This is a genomic window from Streptomyces violaceorubidus (assembly GCF_000717995.1).
Classification (GTDB): Bacteria; Actinomycetota; Actinomycetes; order Streptomycetales; family Streptomycetaceae; genus Streptomyces; species Streptomyces violaceorubidus.
Map to the genome: position 1 here is coordinate 69788 of NZ_JODM01000010.1, position 20908 is coordinate 90695.

Below are 20908 nucleotides of genomic sequence, written 5' to 3' on the forward strand. Positions count from 1 at the left end.
CGCGCTCCCCTGCGCCGGGGGCGCGCAAATCGGCGGGCGCCGTCCCCCGCGTACCTGCGACAATCAGGTCATGACCACGCTCAAGTCGAAGCTGCACGACGACCTCAACTCCGCGATCAAGGAGCGCGACGAGCTCCGCTCCGCGACGCTCCGGCTGACGCTGGCCGCGATCACCAAGGAGGAGGTCGCGGGGAAGGAGAAGCGGGAGCTCTCCGACGACGAGGTGCAGAAGGTGATCACCCGCGAGGCGAAGAAGCGCCGGGAGGCCGCCGAGGCCTTCGCCCAGGGCGGTCGCGCCGAGCAGGCCGAGCGGGAGAAGGCGGAGGGCGAGGTGCTCGCCGCCTACCTGCCGAAGCAGCTCTCCGACGACGAGCTGAACGCGATCGTCGCGCAGGCCGTCGAGGAGGCGAAGGCGGCCGGGGCCGAGGGCCCGCGCGCCATGGGCGCCGTGATGAAGATCGTGAACCCGAAGGTGGCCGGGCAGGCCGAGGGCGGCCGGGTCGCCGCCGCGGTGAAGAAGCTCCTGGCGGGCTGAGTACGCACGACGACCGACGGCCGGGAAGCATCCGCATCCCGGCCGTCCTGTGTTCTCCCCATCAACAACAAAACAACCGAAAGCTGGATTTCGACCCTTCCGTGACGCGGGCAGGGAAAGCGTAGGAGCAACCGCTCGCGCGCGGTTTTTTCTTTCCCTGAAGCCTTTGTGCCGGTCTGTTCACGGCGAAATTCGGCCTTCGTGTTCCCGCAGTGCCCGAGTCCTTCTCGCGGCCGCACCGATGATCTAGGTTCCTACTGGTCAAGAGCAGTCCGGAGGGCTGCTGGGGTGGGAAATGTCGTTCTCGGGGGGGGAATCAGGGCATGCCCGACCCCATGAATGCCGCGGCAACAGCGACGCGGTGTGCGCCGACCTCTTCCGCCCCGCCTTCGAATTCCGGCGGCAGGAAGGGACCCCATGGCTGACGAGATGGTGCTCCGCGCCCAGAGATTCATCAACACCACCTACGGGAACGGCGCCACCCTCGGCATTTCCAAACTGGAGGAGAACGGTCGCACGGGTTGGACCGTGATGTATGCCCTGACTCGGGCACTGCAGTACGAGATGGGTATCCCGTCGCTGTCGGACAACTTCGGTCCGACCACCCTCGCCACCATCGGTGAGAAGTACGGCAAGCTCGACGATACCACCATCCCGTCGGCGAACTTCTGCCGGATCATCCAGTCGGCGCTCTACTGCAAGGGCTACGACGGCGGTGACATCGACGGTACCTACAACGACCGCGTCAAGGCGGCCGTGGCGAAGCTGAACGCGAACATGGGCGTCGGCGGCACCTATCCCGGCAGTTCCCTGTGGCCGAAGGTGGTCAAGGGGCTGATGAACATGGACGCCTACGTCACCGTCAACGACGGGTCGGAGACCATCCGGTCCATCCAGCAGTGGCTCAACGGCCGGTACGTGCTCCGCAAGGACTTCTACATCATTCCCTGCGACGGCCATCACTCCCGTGACGTCGCCAAGTCGATGCTCTTCGCCATCCAGTACGAACTGGGCATGGCCGACGGCGTCGCGAACGGGGTCTTCGGTCCCGGCACGCAGTCCGGCCTGAAGAGCCACACGGTGTCCACCGGCTCCTCCGGGGTCTGGGTGCAGTTGTTCACCGGGGCGATGGTCCTCAACAAGCGCCCGGTGTCCTTCACGAGTTCGTACACGTCCTCGCTGGCCTCCAGCGTCAGTACGTTCCAGTCGTTCATGAAGCTCGCCGTGAACGGCCAGGGCGACTTCGGGACCTGGGCCGCCCTGCTCGTCTCCTACGGCGACCAGAGCCGGGCGGGCGAGGCGTGCGACGGCGTCACGAAGATCACCCCCGCTCGGGCCCAGGCCCTGAAGGCCGCCGGCTACAAGTACGTCGGGCGGTACCTCTACAACCCGTCCACCACGTCGCTCCCGGAGAAGGAGATCCAGCCGGGCGAGCTGGCGACCATCAAGGAGTACGGGCTGCGCTGCTTCCCCATCTACCAGACGTGGGCGCGCTCGGTCGACTACTACAGCGTCGAGCAGGGCGTCACCGACTGCATGACCGCTTCGTTCAAGGCGGAGGAACACGGGTTCAAGCCCGGCACGCGCATCTACTTCGCCGTCGACTACGACGCGGTGGACGAAGAGGTCACCTCGTACATCCTGCCGTACTTCCAAAGCGTCAGGGACGAGATGAACCGGCTGGGCAGTCCCTACAAGATCGGGGTCTACGGGCCGCGCAACGCCTGTTCCCGGATATCCGCGGCAGGTTACGCGGACGCCAGTTTCGTGTCGGACATGTCGTCCGGCTTCTCCGGCAACCTCGGATATCCGATGCCCGAGAACTGGTCCTTCGACCAGATCGTCACCAAGACGATCGGTTCCGGTGACGGCCAGATCGAGATCGACAACAACATCGCCTCGGGCCGCGACACCGGACAGGGCGACTTCTACCCCGCCGCCTCCGAGAAGCTCGACATCGGCTTCGACATCGATCTCCTGCCCGCCCTGCTGCAGGAGATCCAGGCGTACATGGCGAGCATCGGCAAGCCCGGCGGGGAGCGCATCTACACCCTGCGGGAATGCCTCGAAACGATCATCAGCCACGACGCGGCGATCACATCCGGGGCCCGCAGGTACCGGATGCGCAAGGCGCTCATCCAGACCTCGGCGTTCTGGGAGTTCTGCCACTACAGCATCAAGGACCTCACCGAGGACGCCGGTGTGACGCTCTACCACACCGGGATCATCCCCGACTGGGCCAAGGACCTCCCCAAGATCGAGCAGCTGGTCGACAGCAGCACCGGCATCGCCAAGATCTCCGGTCGCACCTGCATCCTGGCGCGCAACAACTCGATCCGCGCGGGGCTGCTGGAGGGCACCATCCTCGACGCGACCTCCGACGACGACCGCTGGGCCATGTGGCAGAAGGTCAACCAGGACAACGTGTTCAACCTGAGCACCGTGCCGCACATGCACATCTGGGGCGCCGACGGAAAGGCGGGCGATCACGCCGAGACCCCGATCCGCCGCCCCGCGCTCGACTACACCGAGACCGAGATCTACGAGGTGCTGCGCCGCTACCAGGGCTTCGGCACCGAGGCGGAGGCCCACGCGCAGGAACGCATGCCGCTCTACGCGATCTTCGAGAAGTACAACCTCGCCATCCGCGGGGTCTGACGCGCGTGATCACGGCAGCCGATCCCTGGCAGGGCCACGACGACACCGTTCTCTTCACGACGCTCCTCACGGCGACACCGGCGCTGATCGCTCTCCTGGCGTACCTGGGCTCCCGGTTCACCGCGCGGGCCCGCCTCCACCGCACCGCGGCCGGGGTGACGCGGGACGTCTGCCTGACGGCGATCGCGGCGGGCCTCGCGGTCTACCTGTGGGGCCTGCTCGACCTGCTGTTCCTGGGGGACCAGGAGCAGGCGCAGGAGTGCGAGCGGCAGCGACCCGAAGGGGCGGTCCTGGTGGGCCGCAGAGGGGACTTCGTCCCGCTGCGGCTCGTCTGCGAGGTCTCGGACGGCCGTGACTACTCCGTCGTCGTCCCCGGCTACGTCAATCCGACCCTCACCGTTCTGCTGGTGCTCGCGCTCCTCGGTGCCGGGGCCTCCGCCTTCCTGCACCACCAGCAGCGCACGCCGACACAGAAGAAAGGATGAGCCGTTGAACAACTCCGGTATTCCCCGCCGCACCACCCTCCTCGCCGCCGCGGGTGCCACCGCCGCCGCGAGCCTCACCACCACCGGCCTGCTCGCCTCCCCGGCCGCTGCCGCCGGGCCGCAGCCGCTCAGGAACGACGCGTTGAAGGAGGCGCTGCGCCGCGCGAGAGCGCGTCATCGCCGGCTGTGTACGGGCCGGCCGTCCGCCAACGGGTGGGAGATGCAGAACGCCGTCGACGCCGACGGTGCCGTCGTCACCTGCTCCGTGCCGGGCACCGGGCTGACCGTCCGGCTGCGCATGGGCGACCCGCAGACGGTGCTGGTCCATGTGATCCGCCGCTTCCACTACGAGGTGGACGCCCTGGGGGCCGGCACGGGGCCCGGAGCCCTTCTGGGGTGGACGACTCCGTCGGCGGTGCGCGACGCCCGGCGGCCCGAGTCGAACCTGGCGTCCGGCACCGCCGTCGTGATCAGACCGGGTTCCTATCCGGCGGGTGTGCGGGACGGTTTCACCGGGGCCCAGGTGCAGACCCTCCGCGACATCCTCGCCGACACCGAGGGCGTCGTCCGGTGGGGCGGCGACGACCGCCGCCCGTACGAAGGGCTGTTCTACCTCGACGTACCGCCGGACGACGCGCGGCTGGGACGCGTCGCCGCGAAGATCCGCTCGTGGAACGAGGTCCCGGGCGCGGGCGCGGGTGTGGTCCCCGACGTGACGGAACCGGCCCGTCGCCGCCGGGCCGAGCGCTACAGCTGACGGACCGGCAGGGCCCTCACGGGTTGCGGGAGGGCGTCCGCTCCAGCGGATGTCCTCCCGTCTCGTACGGCGGACGCAGGGCCGCCCGGAGCAGACCCAGCTCCTGGGCCCGTGCTCCCAGGGCCACGCGCCCGTTGGCCCGCAGCTGCGCCATGAGCCGCTGGACCCTGCGCTGTACCGTGCGGTGTCCTACGCCGAGTCGCCGGGCGATCGAGGCATCGCTGAAGCCCGCATACAAGAGATTCAGAATCTTTCGGTCGTCGTCGCCGACGGCGGAAAGGTCGACGCAATTCTCCGGTCTGGCGGTCAAAAGAACCCCGATGTGATGTGCGGCGGTTATGCGCGCCTCATTTTAAATGAACTTTGCCGCACGGGGAAGATGGATAAATGAAAGATGAGCGACAAAAGGGCGGAACGATGGAATTCCATCGTTCCGCCGCGCGGCTGCGGCGCCGTTGTCACGGCGACCGTGGGCCGGCTCAGTACCAGGGGGTGCAGCTCTGGTCGCCCGACGGGTCCTCCACGCAGGCCCGCATCATGTGGGTCGAGGGGTTGTAGTACATCGGGGTGCGCGTCCAGTAGTAGTTCGTCCCGTCGGGGATCTTGGCGGTCCAGCCCGAGGCGCCGCCCTTCTTCAGGCCGAGCCGCCAGTAGCACTCGGACTGGTCCTTGGTGCAGCGCTGGACGTACACGCTCCAGTCCTGCTCGTTGGAGCCGCTGATGTAGTGCAGCCGGGCCCAGCTGTACTGGTCGCCGTCGGTCTTGCCCCACCGCAGCTCGTACATGAAGGAGCTGCCGAGGTTGTACGGCCCGTACGGGCTGACCGGTCCGGTCTGCCACGACTGGATGTTCGGGTCGTGGCCGTCGCAGCCGAACCCGGAGCACGCCTGGGCGCTCGCCTGTGCCGAGCCGGGGAGCATGAGGACCAGGGTGAGAGCGCTGATCAGTGCGCCGAACGTCGCGCCGATCCGTGTGCGAAGTTTCATTTCCCCTCCGTGGTGCGGCAATGAAAGGCACCCGGTGGCGGGGCCAGACGCGACTATGTCACGGCATCGCGCGAACGGAATGGCTCTCTCGTCGGCTGGCGTAATCACGTCGAATAGGTTTGGAAACAAGGCGAACGGTCCCTCCCCCGTTTCGGGGAAGGGACCGTTTCGTCCTGGCCGTGCGTGTGCCGGTCGGGCGGGTCAGTGTCGCCCGCCCGGCCCGTTGCCCGGGCCCTGGATCAGATTTCCCGGGAAGCCGCCGTCGCCCCCGCCGTTGCCGTTGCCGCCGTCGGTCAGGCCGGCGATGAAGCCGTCGTCGCCGTTGTTCCCGTCGTCGGGCTTCTCCTTGTCGCGGTCCTTGTTCTTGTCCTTGTTCTTGTCCTCGTCCGGGATGTCGACGAGGTTGAACGAGGGGGAGTCCTTGCCCGCCAGGGCGCCGGTCATGGCGTCCTTCCAGATGGGACCGGGGACCGCGCCACCGAAGACCAGATCGTGGTACTGCCCGCCGATCGTGATGTCCTTCATCTGGACCTGCTGCGAGGCGCTGCCCACCCAGACGGCGCCGGACAGGTTCGGCGTGTAGCCGACGAACCAGGCGTTCTTGCGCTCGTCGGTCGTACCCGTCTTGCCGGCGTTGTCACGGTCCGTGAGCCCGGCCGCCTTACCCGTACCGGAGTCGACCACGCCCTGCAGCAGGGTGCTGACCGTGTCCGCGGTCTTCTCGCTCATCGCGCGCGAGCACGTCGACTTCGGGACGTCGAGCGACTGCTGCTTGTCGCCGATCTTCTGGGTGATCGACTCGATCACGATCGGCGTGCAGTACATGCCCCGGGAGGCGAAGGCGGCGTACGCGCTCGCCATCGTCAGCGGGGACACGCCCTTGGACCCGAGGGAGATGGCGGGGACCTCCGGCAGCTTCTCGCCGCTGCCCTGCACCACGTGCAGGGCGTCCGTCATCTTCATCACCGGACACAGCCCGATGTCGGCCACCATCTGGACGAAGTAGGTGTTGACCGAGAGGGCCATCGCCTTCTTCAGCCGGTACGGGCCGACCTCCGACTCGCTCTCGTTGGGGACCTTCTCACCGGCCGTGTTGAGCCAGGGCTTCCCACTGCACGTCTGCACGGGCTCGGGGTAGGGGATCTCGTACGGGGACGGGTACTCCTGCGTGGCCGGGCGCCCTTCCTCGAGCGCGGCCGCCGCGACGAAGGGCTTGAAGGTGGAACCGGTCGGGAAGCCGTAGTTGGAGCCGCCGCTGGCGTGGTCGACCGAGTAGTTGATCTCGGTCTCGTTCTTGCCGTAGCCGTAGGGCTTCGACTGGCCCATCGCGAGGACCTTGCCGGTGCCCGGTTCGACCAGCGTGCTCGCGGCGGCGACCGAGTCCGACTGGTACACGTGGTCCTTGAGCGACTGCTGGACCGACTCCTGGGCCTGCGGGTCGAGCGTCGTGCGGATGGTCAGGCCGCCCTGGTTCCAGACCTTGGCCCGGTCCTTGCGGGTCTTGCCGAAGACCGGTTCGCTCAGGAAGACCTCGCGCACGTAGTCGCAGAAGAAGCCCGCGTTGTCCACAGCCGTGATGCAGCCGTTCTTGGGCCTGCTGACCTTCAGCCCGAGCGGTGCCTTCTTCGCCTTCTCGGCCTGGGCCGGGGAGATGTCGCCGACCTCCGCCATGCGGTTCAGCACGACGTTGCGCCGCTTGGTGGCCTCCGCCTCGTCGTTGACCGGGTCGTACCGGCTGGGCGACTGGACGATGCCGGCCAGGAGGGCGGCCTCCTGGACGGTGAGGTCCTTGGCGTGCTTGGAGAAGTAGCGCTGGGAGGCCGCCTCGACGCCGTAGGCCTGCTGGCCGAAGAACGTGATGTTCAGGTAGTTCTCGAGGATCTTCTTCTTGCCCAGCTCCTCCTCGACCTGGATCGCGAGCTTCAGCTCCTGGATCTTGCGGCCGATGGTCTGCTGGGTGGCCTGGGCGACCTTGGTCGCGTCGTCGCCCGCCTCCTCCACGAAGACGTTCTTGACGTACTGCTGGGTGAGGGTGGAGGCGCCCTCGGAGACCCCGCCGCTGCGCGCGTTCTTGTTGAGGGCGCGCAGGACGCCCTTCAGGTCGATCGCACCGTGCTCGTAGAAGCGGGAGTCCTCGATCGCGACGATCGCCTTCTGCATGTACGGCGAGATGTCCTTGAGGTCGACCACCGTCCGGTCGCGCGAGTAGACCGTGGCGATGGTGCCACCCTCGGCGTCGAGGATGGTGGTGCGTTGGCTCAGCGGGGGAGTCTTCAGGTTGGTCGGGAGGGCGTCGAAGCCCTCCACCGATCCCTTGGCGGCCAGCCCCAGCGCGCCCACGGCGGGCAACGCGATGCCGGCCAGCACTGCTCCCGCGAGCACACTGACACCGAGGAACTTGGCGGCCTGCTGCGTTGGCGACAGACCACCGCCCGAGCGCTTCTTTGGCATGGAGGCAGCCTACGTTCTCATTCGCCGGACACGCGTATATGCCTTGGCCTAAGCTGCACTCAACTGTCACAGCAGTGAGGCCACGTATCAATACGTCCGGCGACCCCGAATCGTTCCGGATCTGCTCGAATTTTTTCCGAGGGGCCCCGCTGGGGGGCGCGTTGGTGTGTACCGGCGCGTGTCACGGCGTGGGGGGTGCGTGTCCGAATCCGCCTTGTGTGTCAATCGGTGTCCGTTGTGGCGCAACAGAGATGACCCTTATGTCGGGATCGTCGCGCATGTCGCCAGCTCACTCCCCCGGGTGATCTGCCGCTTACCCATAGTCCGTTCGGGCCATTCAAGATTGGGCCCGAAGGGGGTGTTGCGCTGTGCCCACCTTCCGTAACGTCCTCAACTGGCTGCGGTGAATATGCCGCTGCCGCCGTGGGGGAGCCTCGATTCGGGAGAGGACGGCGCCGGTATGGGCTGGGTAACCGACTGGAGTGCGCAGGCCGCCTGCCGCACTACCGATCCGGACGAACTGTTCGTTCAGGGAGCAGCGCAGAACAGGGCCAAGGCGGTGTGCACCGGATGCCCGGTGCGGACCGAGTGCCTGGCCGACGCGCTCGACAACCGCGTCGAGTTCGGCGTGTGGGGAGGCATGACGGAGCGGGAACGCCGCGCGCTGCTGCGCAGACGGCCCACCGTGACCTCCTGGCGCCGGCTCCTCGAGACGGCGCGGACGGAGTACGAACGAGGGGTCGGCATCGTGCCCCTCGACGACGACGAGGTGTACGAGAACTACGCGGCCGTGGGCTGACCCCGCCGAGGGCCCCGGACCCCGGGGCCGGATCAGGCGCCCGGCTCGGGCAGCTCGGGCCGGCCGGTGGCCAGGCGTGCCCCGATGTCCCGCAGCCCCGCGAGGTCGTGCACGTCGCCGGGCAGCGCGGCCACCTCGGTGACCGCCACCTCGGGATGACGCGCGGTGAAGCGGTCCCGTGTGCGCTGCTCGCGGGCGAGCAGGTGCATGCGCTCGGCGTGCAGGCGCAGCAGACCGGCGGCGAGGGCGTCGACGGACCGCTCCGGCGCGCCCGCATCGAGAGCCTCGGGAGCGGCGTCGGGGGTCGAGTCGTCGTGGGCGGCGTCGGCCGGTTCTGAACTGCCGTGCGGATCGGGAGAGTTGCCGGGAGAGCTACGAAGTCCAGCTTTCCCGCCGTTCTGATCCACAATGCGGGCGTCCTCAAGATTTTCCGCGGCGGCGAGTGCCCGCTCGGCCGACAGCCGGTCGGCACCGCTGCCGTGGACCCGGTTGAGCACCAGCCCGGCCAGCGGCATGTCCTCGGCGGCCAGCCGCTGCACGAAGTACGCGGCCTCGCGCAGCGCGTCCCGCTCCGGGGCCGCGACCACCAGGAACGCCGTCCCGGACGCCTGGAGCAGCTTGTAAGTCGCGTCCGCGCGCGTGCGGAACCCGCCGAACATTGAGTCCATCGCGGCCACGAAGGTCTGCACGTCCTTGAGGAACGGCCCGCCCAGCACCTTCCCCAGGACACCGGTCATCATCGACATGCCGACGTTCAGGAACTTCATGCCGGCCCGGCCGCCGACCTTCGCCGGGGCCAGCAGGACGCGGATCAGCTTGCCGTCCAGGAAGGAACCGAGGCGCTTGGGGGCGTCCAGGAAGTCCAGCGCCGAACGGGACGGCGGCGTGTCGACGACGATGAGGTCCCACTCGTCCTTCGCCCGCAGCTGCCCCAGCTTCTCCATCGCCATGTACTCCTGCGTGCCCGCGAAGCCGGCCGACAGGGACTGGTAGAAGGGGTTGCCCAGGATCGCCGCCGCCCGGTCGGGATCCGCGTGGGACTCGACGATCTCGTCGAAGGTCCGCTTCATGTCGAGCATCATGGCGTGCAGCTCGCCGCCCGCAGAGTCGTCGACGCCCTTCACCCGGCGCGGGGTGTTGTCGAGGGAGTCGATGCCCATGGACTGCGCGAGCCGCCGGGCCGGGTCGATCGTGAGGACGACCACCTTGCGGCCGCGCTCGGCCGCCCGCAGGCCCAGCGCCGCCGCCGTGGTCGTCTTGCCGACCCCGCCCGAACCGCAGCACACCACGATGCGGTTGCGCGGGTCCTCCAGGAGGCGGTCGACGTCGAGCACGCGCGCGGGGGTCAGACGGCGCGCGCCCTCCTGGTGGCGGGCCGGGTCGTCCGGACTCATGCGATCCCCTGCTTCCGCAGCTCGGTGGCCAGTTCGTACAGGCCCGCCAGGTCCATGCCCTCCGCGAGCAGCGGCAGTTCGTGCATCGGCAGGCCCAGCTCGCCGAGGACCGCCCGCTGCTCCTGCTCCAGCGCGTGCCGCTCGGCGTACTCCCCGGCCTGGGCCAGGAGCGGGTCCACCAGCCGCTCGGCGTGCCCGCCGCGCCGCGCCCCGCCGAGCCCGGCCCCGGACAGCGACCGGGCCAGCGCCGTACGCGGTGTCTCCCGTACGAGCTCCAGGTCGGTGGCGTCCAGGACCTGGGGCCGGACCATGTTGACGACGACCCGGCCCACCGGGAGCCGCGCCGTGCGCAGCTCGGCGATGCCGTCGACGGTCTCCTGGACCGGCATCTCCTCCAGCAGCGTCACCAGGTGCACGGCGGTCTCCCGCGACTTCAGCACCCGCATCACGGCCTGCGCCTGATTGTGTATGGGGCCGACCTTCGCGAGCCCGGCCACCTCGTCGTTGACGTTGAGGAAGCGCGTGATGCGGCCTGTCGGCGGGGCGTCCATGACGACGTAGTCGTACACGAAACGTCCCTTTTTGTCCTTGCGTCGGACCGCCTCGCACGCCTTGCCGGTCAGCAGGACGTCCCGGACCCCCGGCGCGATGGTGGTCGCGAAGTCGATCGCGCCGAGCTTCTTCAGGGCCCGTCCGGCGCTGCCCAGCTTGTAGAACATCTGGAGGTAGTCCAGAAGGGCCAGTTCGGCGTCGATGGCGAGGGCGTACACCTCCCCGCCCCCCGGAGCGACGGCGATCTTCCGCTCCTCATAAGGCAGCGCCTCCGTTTCGAAGAGCTGCGCGATGCCCTGGCGGCCCTCGACCTCGACGAGAAGCGCGCGCTTCCCCTCGGTGGCCAGGGCCAGCGCGAGGGCCGCGGCCACCGTGGTCTTGCCGGTACCGCCCTTGCCGCTGACGACCTGGAGCCTGCTCACGTATTCGAGCGTAACCAGTCCGCGCGCGGAGTACGCCGGAGGCTGTGGACAACGTCGCCGCCGCCGACGCGTGGAGGGGACGGGACAGCGGCTGCGGAGGTGCCCGGGCCAGCGGCTAGAGTCGGCCGCATGACCAAGTGGGAATACGCAACCGTGCCACTGCTCGTCCATGCCACGAAGCAGATTCTGGACACCTGGGGCGAGGACGGCTGGGAGCTCGTCCAGGTCGTGCCCGGGCCGAACAACCCCGAGCAGCTCGTCGCCTACCTGAAGCGGGAGAAGCAGGCATGAGCGCCGTCGAGGCGAAGCTCGCCGAGCTCGGTCTGACGCTGCCCGAGGTCGTCCCGCCGCTGGCCGCCTACCAGGCGGCCGTGCAGTCCGGCCCGTACGTCTACACCTCCGGCCAGCTGCCGATGCTGGGCGGCAAGCTTCCGGTCACCGGCAAGGTCGGCGCCGAGGTCACCCCGGACGAGGCCAAGGAGCTGGCCCGCACCTGCGCGCTGAACGCCCTGGCCGCCGTGAAGTCCGTCGCCGGTGACCTCGACCGCATCGCGCGTGTGGTGAAGGTCGTCGGCTTCGTCGCCTCCGCGGCCGACTTCACCGGACAGCCCGGCGTGATCAACGGCGCCAGCGAACTCCTCGGCGAGGTCCTGGGCGACAAGGGCGTGCACGCCCGCAGCGCGGTCGGCGTGGCGGTCCTCCCGCTGGACGCGCCGGTGGAGGTCGAGATCCAGGTGGAGCTCGTCCAGCCGTAGCGGACCGGGCTTCCGGCACGGTGACGGGGGCTTCCCGGCGTACGCCGACGGAGTGGGCCTCCGGCCGTACGCCGGCGGAGCGGGGGCGGGCACGGGGTGCGGCGCGCGTTGCCAGGTCGGCAACAAAGCTCGCACCCACCGCTCCGGCCCCCGCAGGATCGGTTCCATGCCCCGTACGGGGCGGGCGCCGGCCCCGGTCGGCGGTCCCGGCCCGTACCGGAGCCGTACCGACCGTATGCGCCAGGAGGAGCCATGCCGCAGCCGCCCGTGACCGACCAGCAGGCCGAGCAGCAGGCCGACCGGCCCGTCCACCGGCTGGTGCCCTCGCCCGCAGGCCGGATCCACCTCGTGGAGCAGGGCAGCGGGCCGCTGGTCCTGCTCGTGCACGGCTTCCCGGAGTCCTGGTACTCCTGGCGCCACCAGCTGCCCGCGCTGGCCGCCGCTGGGTTCCGGGCCGTCGCCGTCGACGTGCGCGGCTACGGGCGCTCCTCGCGACCGGACGCCGTCGAGGCGTACCGGATGCTCGACCTGGTCGCGGACAACGTCGCCGTGGTGGAGGCCCTGGGGGAACGTTCCGCCGTGGTCGTCGGCCACGACTGGGGCGCCAACATCGCCGCCCACTCCGCGCTGCTGCGGCCGGACGTCTTCCGCGCGGTGGGCCTGTTGAGCGTGCCGTACACCCCGCCGGGCGGCCCGAGGCCCAGCGACGTCTTCGCCGGCATGAGCGACCCGGCCGGGCCCTTCGCCGGGCAGGAGTTCTACGTCTCCTACTTCCAGGAGCCCGGCCGCGCCGAGGCGGAGATCGAGCCCGACGTACGCGGTTGGCTCGCCGGTCTCTACGCCGCGCTGTCCGCCGACACCATGCCCGGCCCCGAGGAGCCCGACCCGCACTTCGTGGCCCCCGGCGGCAGGATGCGCGACCGGTTCCCGGCCGCCGGGAGGCTGCCCTCCTGGCTGACCGAGCAGGACCTGGACGTCTACGCCGGGGAGTTCGAGCGCACCGGCCTGACCGGCGCCCTGAACCGCTACCGCACCATGGACCGCGACTGGGCCGACCTGGCCGGCCACGCGGGCGCGCCGATCACCCAGCCCTCCCTGTTCCTCGGCGGCGGCCTGGACGCCTCCACGACCTGGCTGACCGACGCGATCGAGGCGTATCCGGTCACCCTGCCCGGCCTGAGCGCCTCGCACGTCCTGGACGGCTGCGGCCACTGGCTCCAGCAGGAGCGCCCCGAGGAGACGAACCGGCTGCTCACCGAGTGGCTGACCGGCCTGCCCTCCTGACGCCCACCGGACCCCGGGGGCCACTCGAACATCCGCCCGTCACCGGATAGCCTCCGGCCATGGCGAATGGTCAGGCGAATGGTCAGTGGTACCCCCCGGAGTGGCCGGACCGCATCCGCGCGCTGGCGGCCGGCACCCTCACCCCGGTCACCCCGAAGCGCGCGGCCACCGTCATGCTCCTCAAGGACACCGGTACCACCGGGTCCGGGCCCGGCTGCGGACCCGTCGTCCACATGCTGCGCCGCCGCACCTCCATGGCGTTCGCGGGGGGCGCGTACGCCTATCCGGGCGGCGGCGTCGACCCGCGCGACGACGACCGCGCCATCGGCTGGGCGGGCCCCACGCGCGCGTGGTGGGCGGACCGGCTCGGCGTCGACGAGGCGGGCGCCCAGGCGATCGTCTGCGCGGCCGTACGGGAGACGTACGAGGAGGCCGGTGTGCTGCTCGCCGGCACCACGGACGACTCGGTGGTCGGCGACACGACGGGCGCGGACTGGGAGGCCGACCGGGCCGCCCTGGTCGACCGTGAGCTGTCCTTCGCGGAGTTCCTGGACCGCAGGGGCCTCGTCCTGCGCTCCGACCTGCTGGGCGCCTGGGCGCGCTGGATCACCCCGGAGTTCGAGTCCCGGCGCTACGACACGTGGTTCTTCGTGGCCGCGCTCCCCGAGGGGCAGCGCACCCGCAACGCGTCCACGGAGGCCGACCGCACGGTGTGGATCACGCCGGCCGACGCGACCGCCGGGTACGACAAGGGCGAGCTGCTGATGATGCCGCCCACCGTCGCGACCCTGCGCGGTCTGGCGGAGTGCGCCACGGCGGCCGAGGCGCTGGCGTCGGCGCCCGGCCGCGACATGACACCGGTACTGGCCCGTGCGCGGCTGTCCGGGGACGAGGTCGTCCTCTCCTGGCCGGGACACGACGAGTTCACCAAGCACGTCCCGAGTGCCGGGGCGACACCGGCGACACCTTCCGACCCGACCGGGGGAGCTCCCGCATGACGGACGCGACAGCACTGCCCGGACAGCCGCGGGGCCAGGTCCTGTCGGGTCCGGCCACCGCGCGCGCGGTGAACGTCCTGGCGCCCAACGCCTCGGCGATGACCCTGGACGGCACCAACACCTGGATCCTCGCCGAACCCGACTCCGACCTGGCCGTCGTCGTGGATCCGGGCCCGCTGGACGACGCCCACCTGCGGCACGTCGTCGACACGGCCGAGCGGGCCGGCAAGCGGGTCGCGCTGACGCTGCTGACGCACGGTCACCCGGACCACGCGGAGGGCGCGGCGCGCTTCGCCGAGCTGACGCGCACGAACGTACGGGCACTGGACCCGGCGCTGCGGCTGGGCGACGAGGGGCTGGCGGCCGGTGACGTGATCGGGGTCGGCGGGCTGGAGCTGAGGGTCGTGGCGACGCCGGGGCACACGGCGGACTCCCTGTGCTTCCATCTCCCGGCCGACCGGGCGGTCCTGACGGGCGACACCGTCCTGGGCCGCGGTACGACGGTGGTGGCCCACCCCGACGGCCGTCTCGGCGACTACCTGGACTCCCTGCGCAGGCTCAGGTCGCTCACGGCCGACGACGGGGTGCACACGGTGCTCCCGGGGCACGGCCCGGTCCTGGAGGACGCCCAGGGCGCCGTGGAGTACTACCTCGCGCATCGCGCCCACCGCCTCGCCCAGGTCGAGACGGCGGTGGAGGACGGCCACCGCACGCCGGGCGAGGTCGTCGCCCGCGTGTACGCGGACGTCGACCGCTCCCTGTGGCCGGCGGCGGAGCTGTCGGTGCGGGCGCAGCTGGAGTACCTGCGCGAGCACGGGCTCATCCAGCCGCCCGAGTAGGGCCCCGGGGTCAGCGGGAGCGCTTGGCCAGCCGCTCCACGTCCAGCAGGATCACCGCGCGGGCCTCCAGCCGGAGCCAGCCGCGCTGGGCGAAGTCGGCGAGGGCCTTGTTGACCGTCTCGCGGGACGCGCCGACCAGCTGGGCCAGCTCCTCCTGCGTCAGGTCGTGCACCACGTGGATGCCCTCCTCGGACTGCACGCCGAAGCGGCGGGAGAGGTCCAGCAGGGCGCGGGCGACGCGGCCGGGGACGTCCGAGAAGACCAGGTCCGACATGGCGTCGTTGGTCTTGCGCAGGCGGCGCGCGACGGCGCGCAGCAGTGCGGTGGCCACCTCGGGCCGGACGTTCAGCCAGGGCTGGAGGTCGCCGTGGCCGAGGGCGAGCAGCTTCACCTCGGTCAGCGCGGTGCCGGTCGCCGTGCGCGGGCCCGGGTCGAAGAGCGACAGCTCGCCGATCAGCTCGCTGGGGCCGACGACGGCCAGCATGTTCTCGCGCCCGTCGGGGGACGTGCGGTGGAGCTTGACCTTGCCTTCCGTGACCACGTAGAGGCGGTCCCCGGGGTCCCCCTCGTGGAACAGGGTGTCGCCGCGGGCGAGGGTCACCTCACTCATGGAGGCGCGGAGCTCCGCGGATTGCTCGTCGTCGAGCGCCGCGAAGAGCGGGTTGCGCCGCAGAACGTCGTCCACGAGTTCTCTCCTTGTCGACCGGCTCAGAGGATCTTGTTCCCCCGGTGTACCAGGGGTCCGTGGTGCCCATTTTGCCGGACAGTCCAAACAGTGTGATCTGTCACAAGGATGCCGCACTGATGTCCCGGGGTACGCGGCAGGGGTCCAATTGGCCGCCGATCTTCGAGGTCCGGGGCGGATGTCGGTGCCGGGTCGTAGGCTGGCCGGGTGTCCAAATCGCCGGTGAGAGCACAGGGCCAGGGGGCTGGGCGGGTGAGTGTACGTCGCGATTCCGCTGTGGGCGAACAGGGTCCCGATGGCGGTAGGAAAACGGCGAAAGCGACAAAGAAGGCAGTGTCTGCCAAGAGGGTGACTGCGGAGAAGGGTGCCGTGAAGAAGAGCGCCGCGAACAAGGAGTCCGCCGCGACCGAGAAGAGCGCCGCGAGCGGGAAGACCCCGGCGAGCGAGAAGTCCCCCGCGAAGAGCAAGACCCCCGCGAGCGAGAAGACCTCCGCGGCCAAGAAGACGGCCTCCGCGAAGAAGGCCGCGCCCCTCAAGAGGCAGGCGCCCGCCAAGAAGCCCGCCGTCGCCCCGAAGAAGGCCGCCGCCGCCGTGAAGGGCGTCGCCCCGGCGAAGACCGTCGCCCCGAAGCCGCCGCGCGGCGAGTCGCGCACCGCGCTGGTCCGCCGCGCCCGCCGTATCGACCGGGAGCTCGCCGAGGTCTACCCGTACGCCCACCCGGAGCTGGACTTCGAGAACCCGTTCCAGCTGGTCGTGGCCACGGTGCTGTCCGCGCAGACCACCGACCTGAGGGTCAACCAGACGACGCCCGCCCTCTTCGCCAAGTACCCGACCCCCGAGGACCTGGCCGCCGCCGTCCCCGAGGAGGTCGAGGAGATCCTGCGTCCGACCGGCTTCTTCCGGGCCAAGACCAAGTCGGTCATAGGACTGTCCAAGGCCCTGACGGAGGACTTCGGGGGCGAGGTCCCCGGACGCCTCGAAGACCTCGTCAAGCTGCCCGGCGTCGGCCGCAAGACCGCCTTCGTTGTACTTGGCAACGCGTTCGGCCGCCCCGGCATCACCGTGGACACGCACTTCCAGCGCCTGGTGCGCCGCTGGCGGTGGACCGAGGAGACCGACCCGGACAAGATCGAGGCCGCCGTCGGCGCGCTCTTCCCGAAGAGCGACTGGACCGACCTCTCCCACCACGTGATCTGGCACGGCCGCCGCATCTGCCACGCCCGCAAGCCCGCCTGCGGCGCCTGCCCCGTCGCCCCGCTGTGCCCGGCCTACGGCGAGGGCGAGACGGATCCGGAGAAGGCGAGGAAGCTGCTGAAGTACGAGAAGGGCGGCTTCCCCGGGCAGCGGCTGAAGCCCCCGCAGGCCTACCTGGACGCGGGCGGCAGGCCGGCACCGCCGCTGGGGGCCGGGTGACGGAACGATCTCGGGGGCGTCGGGCGTTGGAGTCGGCAGGACGGGGGTGGAGATGACACGGGCGAGCGACACGCAGGGCCCCGCCAGGGGTCACGCCGGGAGCGTGATGCTCAGCAAGGAGGGCCTGCCGAGCTGGCTGGACCCGGTGGTGCGGGTCGTCGAGACGGTCCGGCCCACCCAGCTGAGCCGCTTCCTGCCGCCCGCGGACGGCGCCGGACGCCAGTCCGCCGTCCTGATCCTCTTCGGCGACGGCACCCGCGAGGGCGAGGGCGGCCGGCAGGCAGGCCGCGGACCGGAGCTGCTGCTGATGGAGCGGGCCGGTTCCCTGCGCTCCCACCCCGGCCAGCCCGCCTTCCCGGGCGGAGCCCTCGACCCCGAGGACGGCGATCCGCGCGGTGACGGTCCGCTGCGGGCCGCCCTGCGCGAGGCCGAGGAGGAGACCGGGCTCGACCCGTCCGGAGTCCAGCTCTTCGGGGTCCTGCCCAAGCTCTACATCCCGGTGAGCGGCTTCGTCGTCACCCCGGTGCTGGCCTGGTGGCGCCGGCCCACCCCGGTCGGCGTCGTCGACCCGGCCGAGACCGCGCGCGTCTTCACGGTCCCCGTGGCGGATCTCACGGATCCCGCCAACAGGGTGACGACCCTCCACCCCAGCGGTCACCAAGGCCCGGCATTCCTGGTCGAATCGGCGCTCGTGTGGGGCTTCACCGCCGGCATCATCGACCGGTTGCTGCACTTCGCGGGCTGGGAGCGGCCGTGGGACCGGGACAAGCGGGTCCCGCTGGACTGGCGCGCATGACAGGGTGGCCTGCGTACCGCAGACGACAAGGCGAGGCCTGAATCAGTGAACGTGCTGGACATCCTGTTGCTGCTGGCCGCCGTCTGGTTCGCGATCGTCGGCTTCCGCCAGGGGTTCGTCGTCGGCATCCTGTCGGTGATCGGCTTCCTCGGCGGCGGGCTCGTCGCCGTCTACCTGCTGCCGGTGATCTGGGACGCGCTGACGGACGGCGCGCAGGTGAGCACGACCGCCGCCGTCGTCGCGGTCGTCATCGTCATCGTGTGCGCCTCCGTCGGCCAGGCCCTGACGACCCATCTGGGCAACAAACTGCGCCGCTACATCACGTGGTCCCCGGCCCGCGCCCTGGACGCGACCGGCGGTGCCCTGGTCAACGTCCTCGCCATGCTGCTGGTCGCCTGGCTGCTGGGCTCGGCCCTGGCGCGGACCACGATGCCGACGGTCGGCAAGGAGGTCCGGCAGTCGACGCTCCTCGCGGGAGTGCAGGAGGTGCTGCCCGCGGGCGCGGAGAACTGGTTCGACAGCTTCACCTCGGTCCTCGCGGAGAACGGCTTCCCACAGGTCTTCAGCCCGTTCTCCGACGAGTCGATCCCCCCGGTGCAGGCGCCCGACCCGGCGCTGGCGGGCAGCCCGGTCGCCGTCAACGCCAAGCGTTCCATCGTCAAGGTCATGGGCACCGCCCCCGACTGCGGCAAGGTCCTGGAGGGCAGCGGCTTCGTCTTCTCCGACCGCCGCGTCATGACCAACGCCCACGTGGTGGGCGGCGTCGACGAGCCCACGGTGCAGATAGGCGGCGAGGGCCGGAAGTACGACGCGACGGTGGTCCTCTTCGACTGGCAGCGCGACATCGCCGTACTGGACGTGCCGGAACTGGACGCCCCCGCACTGCGGTTCACGGACGAGGACGAGGACGCGCAGCGCGACGACGGCGCGATCGTCGCGGGCTTCCCGGAGAACGGGGCGTACGACGTCCGAGCCGCGCGGGTGCGCGGGCGCATCACGGCCAACGGACCGGACATCTACCACCGCGACACCGTCCGCCGCGACGTCTACTCGCTGTACGCGACCGTCCGTCAGGGCAACTCCGGCGGACCGCTGCTGACGCCGAAGGGCGAGGTGTACGGCGTGGTCTTCGCCAAGTCCCTGGACGACCCCGACACCGGCTACGCGCTCACCGCGGACGAGATCCGCGAGGACATCAGCAGGGGCCGCACCGCCAGTCAGCAGGTGGACAGCGACAGCTGCGCGCTCTAGGACGGCGTCCGGCGGTGTGTCTCAGGTCCGTGGATGGCGCAGGCGTACGGAGACCCAGCGGGCCCGGCGGCGCAGGATGCGCGGAATGCCCACCCGAAGGTCCGCACCCGCGAGTTGCGGGGTGCCGCCGTGTTGGTGGGTACTGCTCACGCCGCTCGTGGAGCGGCCGTCGCGTGCTACGTCACTGTAGTCGTGCGTCCAGCCCATACCGGGACGTGTGCCCCCGCCCGATGGTCGATAACCGTTCCCGGAGCCCCCAATTGGCCTATGCGCCGGGCAAGTGGCCGTTCATAGGACGAACGTTCCGGTTCGGATACCGGGCGCGTCCGTTCGGTCACCGATCGGTCACCGTTCGCTCACCGATCGCCCGCCGAACAGTCACCGAACGGTCACCGATCCGGTTCGGGATCCTTCAGCCAGTTGATCAGTTCGGTCGAGAAAGCGACCGGGTCCTCCTCGTGCGGGAAGTGCCCGAGCCCGTCGAACAGCCGCCAGCGGTAGGGCGCTTCGACGTACTGCCCGGACCCGGCGGCGCTCCGCGTCCGCATCACGGGGTCCAGGGAGCCGTGCAGGTGCAGCGTCGGCACACGCACCGGCCGCTTCATCCGGCGGTAGAACTGGATGCCGTCCGGCCGGGCCAGCGAGCGCACCAGCCAGCGGTACGGCTCGACCGAGCAGTGCGCCGTGGAGGGGATGCACATGGCCCGGCGGTACGCCGTCACCGCCTGGTCCTCCAGCAGCCGCGGTCCGGACCAGTCGTGGAGCAGCCGGCCGACCAGCGCGCCGTCGTCCGCGGTCAGTTGACGCTCCGGCACCCAGGGGCGCTGGAAGCCCCAGATGTAGGAACCCGCCCGGGTCTGGCGGACGTCCCCGAGCATGGCCGAGCGCCAGCGCCGGGGGTGCGGCATCGAGGACACCGCGAGCCGCCGGACGAGCTTGGGCCGCATCGCGGCGGCCGTCCAGGCCAGGTAGCCGCCGAGGTCGTGACCGACCAGCGCGGCGTCCGGCTCGCCCAGTGAGCGGATCACGCCGGTGATGTCGAGGGCGAGGCCCGCGGGGTCGTAGCCGCGCGGGGTGCGGTCGCTGCCGCCGACGCCGCGCAGGTCCATGGCGACCGCGCGGAAACCGGCGTCGGCGAGTGCCGCCAACTGGTGCCGCCAGGCCCACCAGAACTGCGGGAAGCCGTGCAGCAGCAGCACCAGCGGCCCGTCGCCCAGCTCGGCGATGTGGAAGCGGGCGCCGTTGGCGGCGACGTCCCGGTGGGTGACCTCGGCCCCGCCGGGGATGCCGAGGCGTACGACCGAGGTGGGGTGCCGCGCCGAGGGGGAGTGCCCCGAAGGGGTGGTGGAGCCCGTCATGAGGACGAGCGTGCCACAGCCTCGATCGCTTCGGGGGACCGGTCCGCGGGCAGTTCCGGGCGCGGGTGCGGCTTGGCGTTCTGGAGGACGCCGGCGGACTGCTTCACCGAGGCGGCGACCTTCTGCGGGCCCCGGCCCTTCTTGGCCTTCTTCATGAACACGATGCCGATCAGCGCCAGGACGGCCGCGACCAGCACGTTCGCGGCGAAGGACAGCAGGAAGCAGAGGGCCATGTTCCAGCCGCTCCAGGTCCGGATGCCGTAGGCCAGCGCGAAGCTCAGCATCGGCAGCGAGAAGAGCAGGACCAGTCCCGCCGCGGTCAGGGCACCACCGCTGGTCGCCCCGCGCTTGACGTCCGTCTTCAGCTGCGCCTTCGCCAACGCGATCTCGTCGTGCACGAGCGCCGACATTTCGGTGGTCGCCGAGGCGAACAGCTGGCCGATGCTGCGTTCGGCGCCGACCGGGCTGCCGTCGGGTGCGCTCATCGCGG

General features: G+C 70.6%; 23 protein-coding genes. 14 read left to right on the forward strand and 9 right to left on the reverse strand.

Annotation, left to right across the window (positions count from 1 at the left end):
- Nucleotides 1–70 precede the first annotated feature (70 nt).
- The 4 genes from IE94_RS0115310 (at nt 71) to IE94_RS0115325 (ending at nt 4435) form a co-directional block, all read left to right on the forward strand.
- The gene (locus IE94_RS0115310) at nt 71–535 is read left to right on the forward strand and encodes a GatB/YqeY domain-containing protein (RefSeq protein ID WP_030183917.1); all 465 of its coding nucleotides are present in this window, start codon (nt 71–73) and stop codon (nt 533–535) included.
- 417 nt (nt 536–952) lie between these two features.
- Entirely contained in the window at nt 953–3193 is a 2241-nt protein-coding gene (locus IE94_RS0115315) for a glycoside hydrolase domain-containing protein (RefSeq protein WP_030183922.1), read from the forward strand.
- A 5-nt stretch (nt 3194–3198) separates the two neighbouring features.
- Nucleotides 3199–3678 carry a hypothetical protein gene (locus tag IE94_RS0115320; RefSeq protein WP_030183926.1) on the forward strand — a complete coding sequence of 160 codons (480 nt, stop codon included), beginning with the start codon at nt 3199–3201 and terminating at the stop codon, nt 3676–3678.
- A gap of 4 nt (nt 3679–3682) precedes the next feature.
- The gene (locus IE94_RS0115325; RefSeq protein WP_030183929.1) at nt 3683–4435 is read left to right on the forward strand and encodes a hypothetical protein; all 753 of its coding nucleotides are present in this window, start codon (nt 3683–3685) and stop codon (nt 4433–4435) included.
- 16 nt (nt 4436–4451) lie between these two features.
- Here the strand turns inward: IE94_RS0115325 and IE94_RS0115330 are convergent, their stop codons facing one another.
- A complete protein-coding gene (locus tag IE94_RS0115330) occupies nt 4452–4673 on the reverse strand; it encodes a helix-turn-helix domain-containing protein (RefSeq protein ID WP_245235264.1) in 222 nt (73 codons plus the stop codon).
- Here IE94_RS0115330 and IE94_RS40370 point away from each other — a divergent pair.
- Complete coding sequence (locus tag IE94_RS40370) at nt 4620–4826, forward strand: hypothetical protein (protein ID WP_167343960.1); 207 nt, start codon at nt 4620–4622, stop codon at nt 4824–4826. The two genes, IE94_RS0115330 and IE94_RS40370, sit on opposite strands and share 54 nt — an antisense overlap.
- 88 nt (nt 4827–4914) lie before the next feature.
- Here the strand turns inward: IE94_RS40370 and IE94_RS0115335 are convergent, their stop codons facing one another.
- Nucleotides 4915–5421, reverse strand: a complete 507-nt coding sequence (locus IE94_RS0115335; protein WP_030183934.1) for a hypothetical protein — start codon at nt 5419–5421, stop codon at nt 4915–4917.
- A 201-nt stretch (nt 5422–5622) separates the two neighbouring features.
- The gene (locus IE94_RS0115340) at nt 5623–7872 is read right to left on the reverse strand and encodes a transglycosylase domain-containing protein (protein WP_030183936.1); all 2250 of its coding nucleotides are present in this window, start codon (nt 7870–7872) and stop codon (nt 5623–5625) included.
- Between the two features lie 460 nt (nt 7873–8332).
- On the opposite strand from IE94_RS0115340, the gene wblA reads away from it, so the two are divergent.
- Entirely contained in the window at nt 8333–8671 is a 339-nt protein-coding gene (gene wblA, locus IE94_RS0115345) for a transcriptional regulator WblA (RefSeq protein WP_011029097.1), read from the forward strand.
- Nucleotides 8672–8703: 32 nt separating this feature from the next.
- Here wblA and bagB read toward each other — a convergent pair whose 3' ends face one another.
- A complete protein-coding gene (gene bagB / locus IE94_RS0115350; protein WP_030183938.1) occupies nt 8704–10065 on the reverse strand; it encodes an ATPase BagB in 1362 nt (453 codons plus the stop codon).
- Nucleotides 10062–11039, reverse strand: coding sequence for an ATPase BagA (bagA, locus tag IE94_RS0115355; RefSeq protein ID WP_030183940.1), 978 nt, complete (start codon nt 11037–11039; stop codon nt 10062–10064). Before bagA ends, bagB begins: the two co-directional genes overlap by 4 nt.
- Nucleotides 11040–11168: 129 nt before the next feature.
- Here bagA and sp36 point away from each other — a divergent pair, with 129 nt between their 5' ends.
- From sp36 to IE94_RS0115380, 5 genes are all read left to right on the forward strand, one after another.
- Nucleotides 11169–11330, forward strand: a complete 162-nt coding sequence (gene sp36 / locus IE94_RS39200) for a Sp36 family protein (RefSeq protein WP_003975360.1) — start codon at nt 11169–11171, stop codon at nt 11328–11330.
- Complete coding sequence (locus IE94_RS0115365) at nt 11327–11794, forward strand: RidA family protein (protein ID WP_030183941.1); 468 nt, start codon at nt 11327–11329, stop codon at nt 11792–11794. Before sp36 ends, IE94_RS0115365 begins: the two co-directional genes overlap by 4 nt.
- 252 nt (nt 11795–12046) lie before the next feature.
- Nucleotides 12047–13078 (forward strand): alpha/beta fold hydrolase, encoded by a 1032-nt coding sequence (locus IE94_RS0115370; protein WP_030183943.1) that lies wholly within the window; start codon nt 12047–12049, stop codon nt 13076–13078.
- Between the two features lie 59 nt (nt 13079–13137).
- Complete coding sequence (locus tag IE94_RS0115375; protein ID WP_030183945.1) at nt 13138–14076, forward strand: NUDIX hydrolase; 939 nt, start codon at nt 13138–13140, stop codon at nt 14074–14076.
- Nucleotides 14073–14915, forward strand: coding sequence for an MBL fold metallo-hydrolase (locus tag IE94_RS0115380; protein WP_030183948.1), 843 nt, complete (start codon nt 14073–14075; stop codon nt 14913–14915). The genes IE94_RS0115375 and IE94_RS0115380 overlap by 4 nt, the downstream gene beginning before the upstream one ends.
- 10 nt (nt 14916–14925) lie before the next feature.
- On the opposite strand, the gene IE94_RS0115385 is transcribed toward IE94_RS0115380, so the two are convergent.
- On the reverse strand, nt 14926–15600 hold the full coding sequence (locus tag IE94_RS0115385; RefSeq protein WP_003975365.1) for a Crp/Fnr family transcriptional regulator: 675 nt from the start codon (nt 15598–15600) through the stop codon (nt 14926–14928).
- Nucleotides 15601–15969: 369 nt separating this feature from the next.
- On the opposite strand from IE94_RS0115385, the gene nth reads away from it, so the two are divergent.
- From nth to IE94_RS0115400, 3 genes are read left to right on the forward strand one after another with little or no spacing between them, the layout of a single operon-like run.
- On the forward strand, nt 15970–17013 hold the full coding sequence (nth, locus tag IE94_RS0115390) for an endonuclease III (protein WP_030183951.1): 1044 nt from the start codon (nt 15970–15972) through the stop codon (nt 17011–17013).
- Nucleotides 17014–17065: 52 nt separating this feature from the next.
- A complete protein-coding gene (locus tag IE94_RS0115395; RefSeq protein ID WP_030183953.1) occupies nt 17066–17809 on the forward strand; it encodes an NUDIX hydrolase in 744 nt (247 codons plus the stop codon).
- Between the two features lie 45 nt (nt 17810–17854).
- Nucleotides 17855–19060 (forward strand): MarP family serine protease, encoded by a 1206-nt coding sequence (locus tag IE94_RS0115400; RefSeq protein ID WP_030183955.1) that lies wholly within the window; start codon nt 17855–17857, stop codon nt 19058–19060.
- A gap of 21 nt (nt 19061–19081) precedes the next feature.
- On the opposite strand, the gene IE94_RS41065 is transcribed toward IE94_RS0115400, so the two are convergent.
- From IE94_RS41065 to IE94_RS0115410, 3 genes are all read right to left on the reverse strand, one after another.
- Nucleotides 19082–19267, reverse strand: a complete 186-nt coding sequence (locus IE94_RS41065) for a hypothetical protein (RefSeq protein WP_078606495.1) — start codon at nt 19265–19267, stop codon at nt 19082–19084.
- 182 nt (nt 19268–19449) lie between these two features.
- A complete protein-coding gene (locus tag IE94_RS0115405) occupies nt 19450–20418 on the reverse strand; it encodes an alpha/beta fold hydrolase (RefSeq protein WP_030183958.1) in 969 nt (322 codons plus the stop codon).
- A complete protein-coding gene (locus IE94_RS0115410) occupies nt 20415–20903 on the reverse strand; it encodes a phage holin family protein (RefSeq protein WP_030183961.1) in 489 nt (162 codons plus the stop codon). Before IE94_RS0115410 ends, IE94_RS0115405 begins: the two co-directional genes overlap by 4 nt.
- Nucleotides 20904–20908 lie beyond the last annotated feature (5 nt).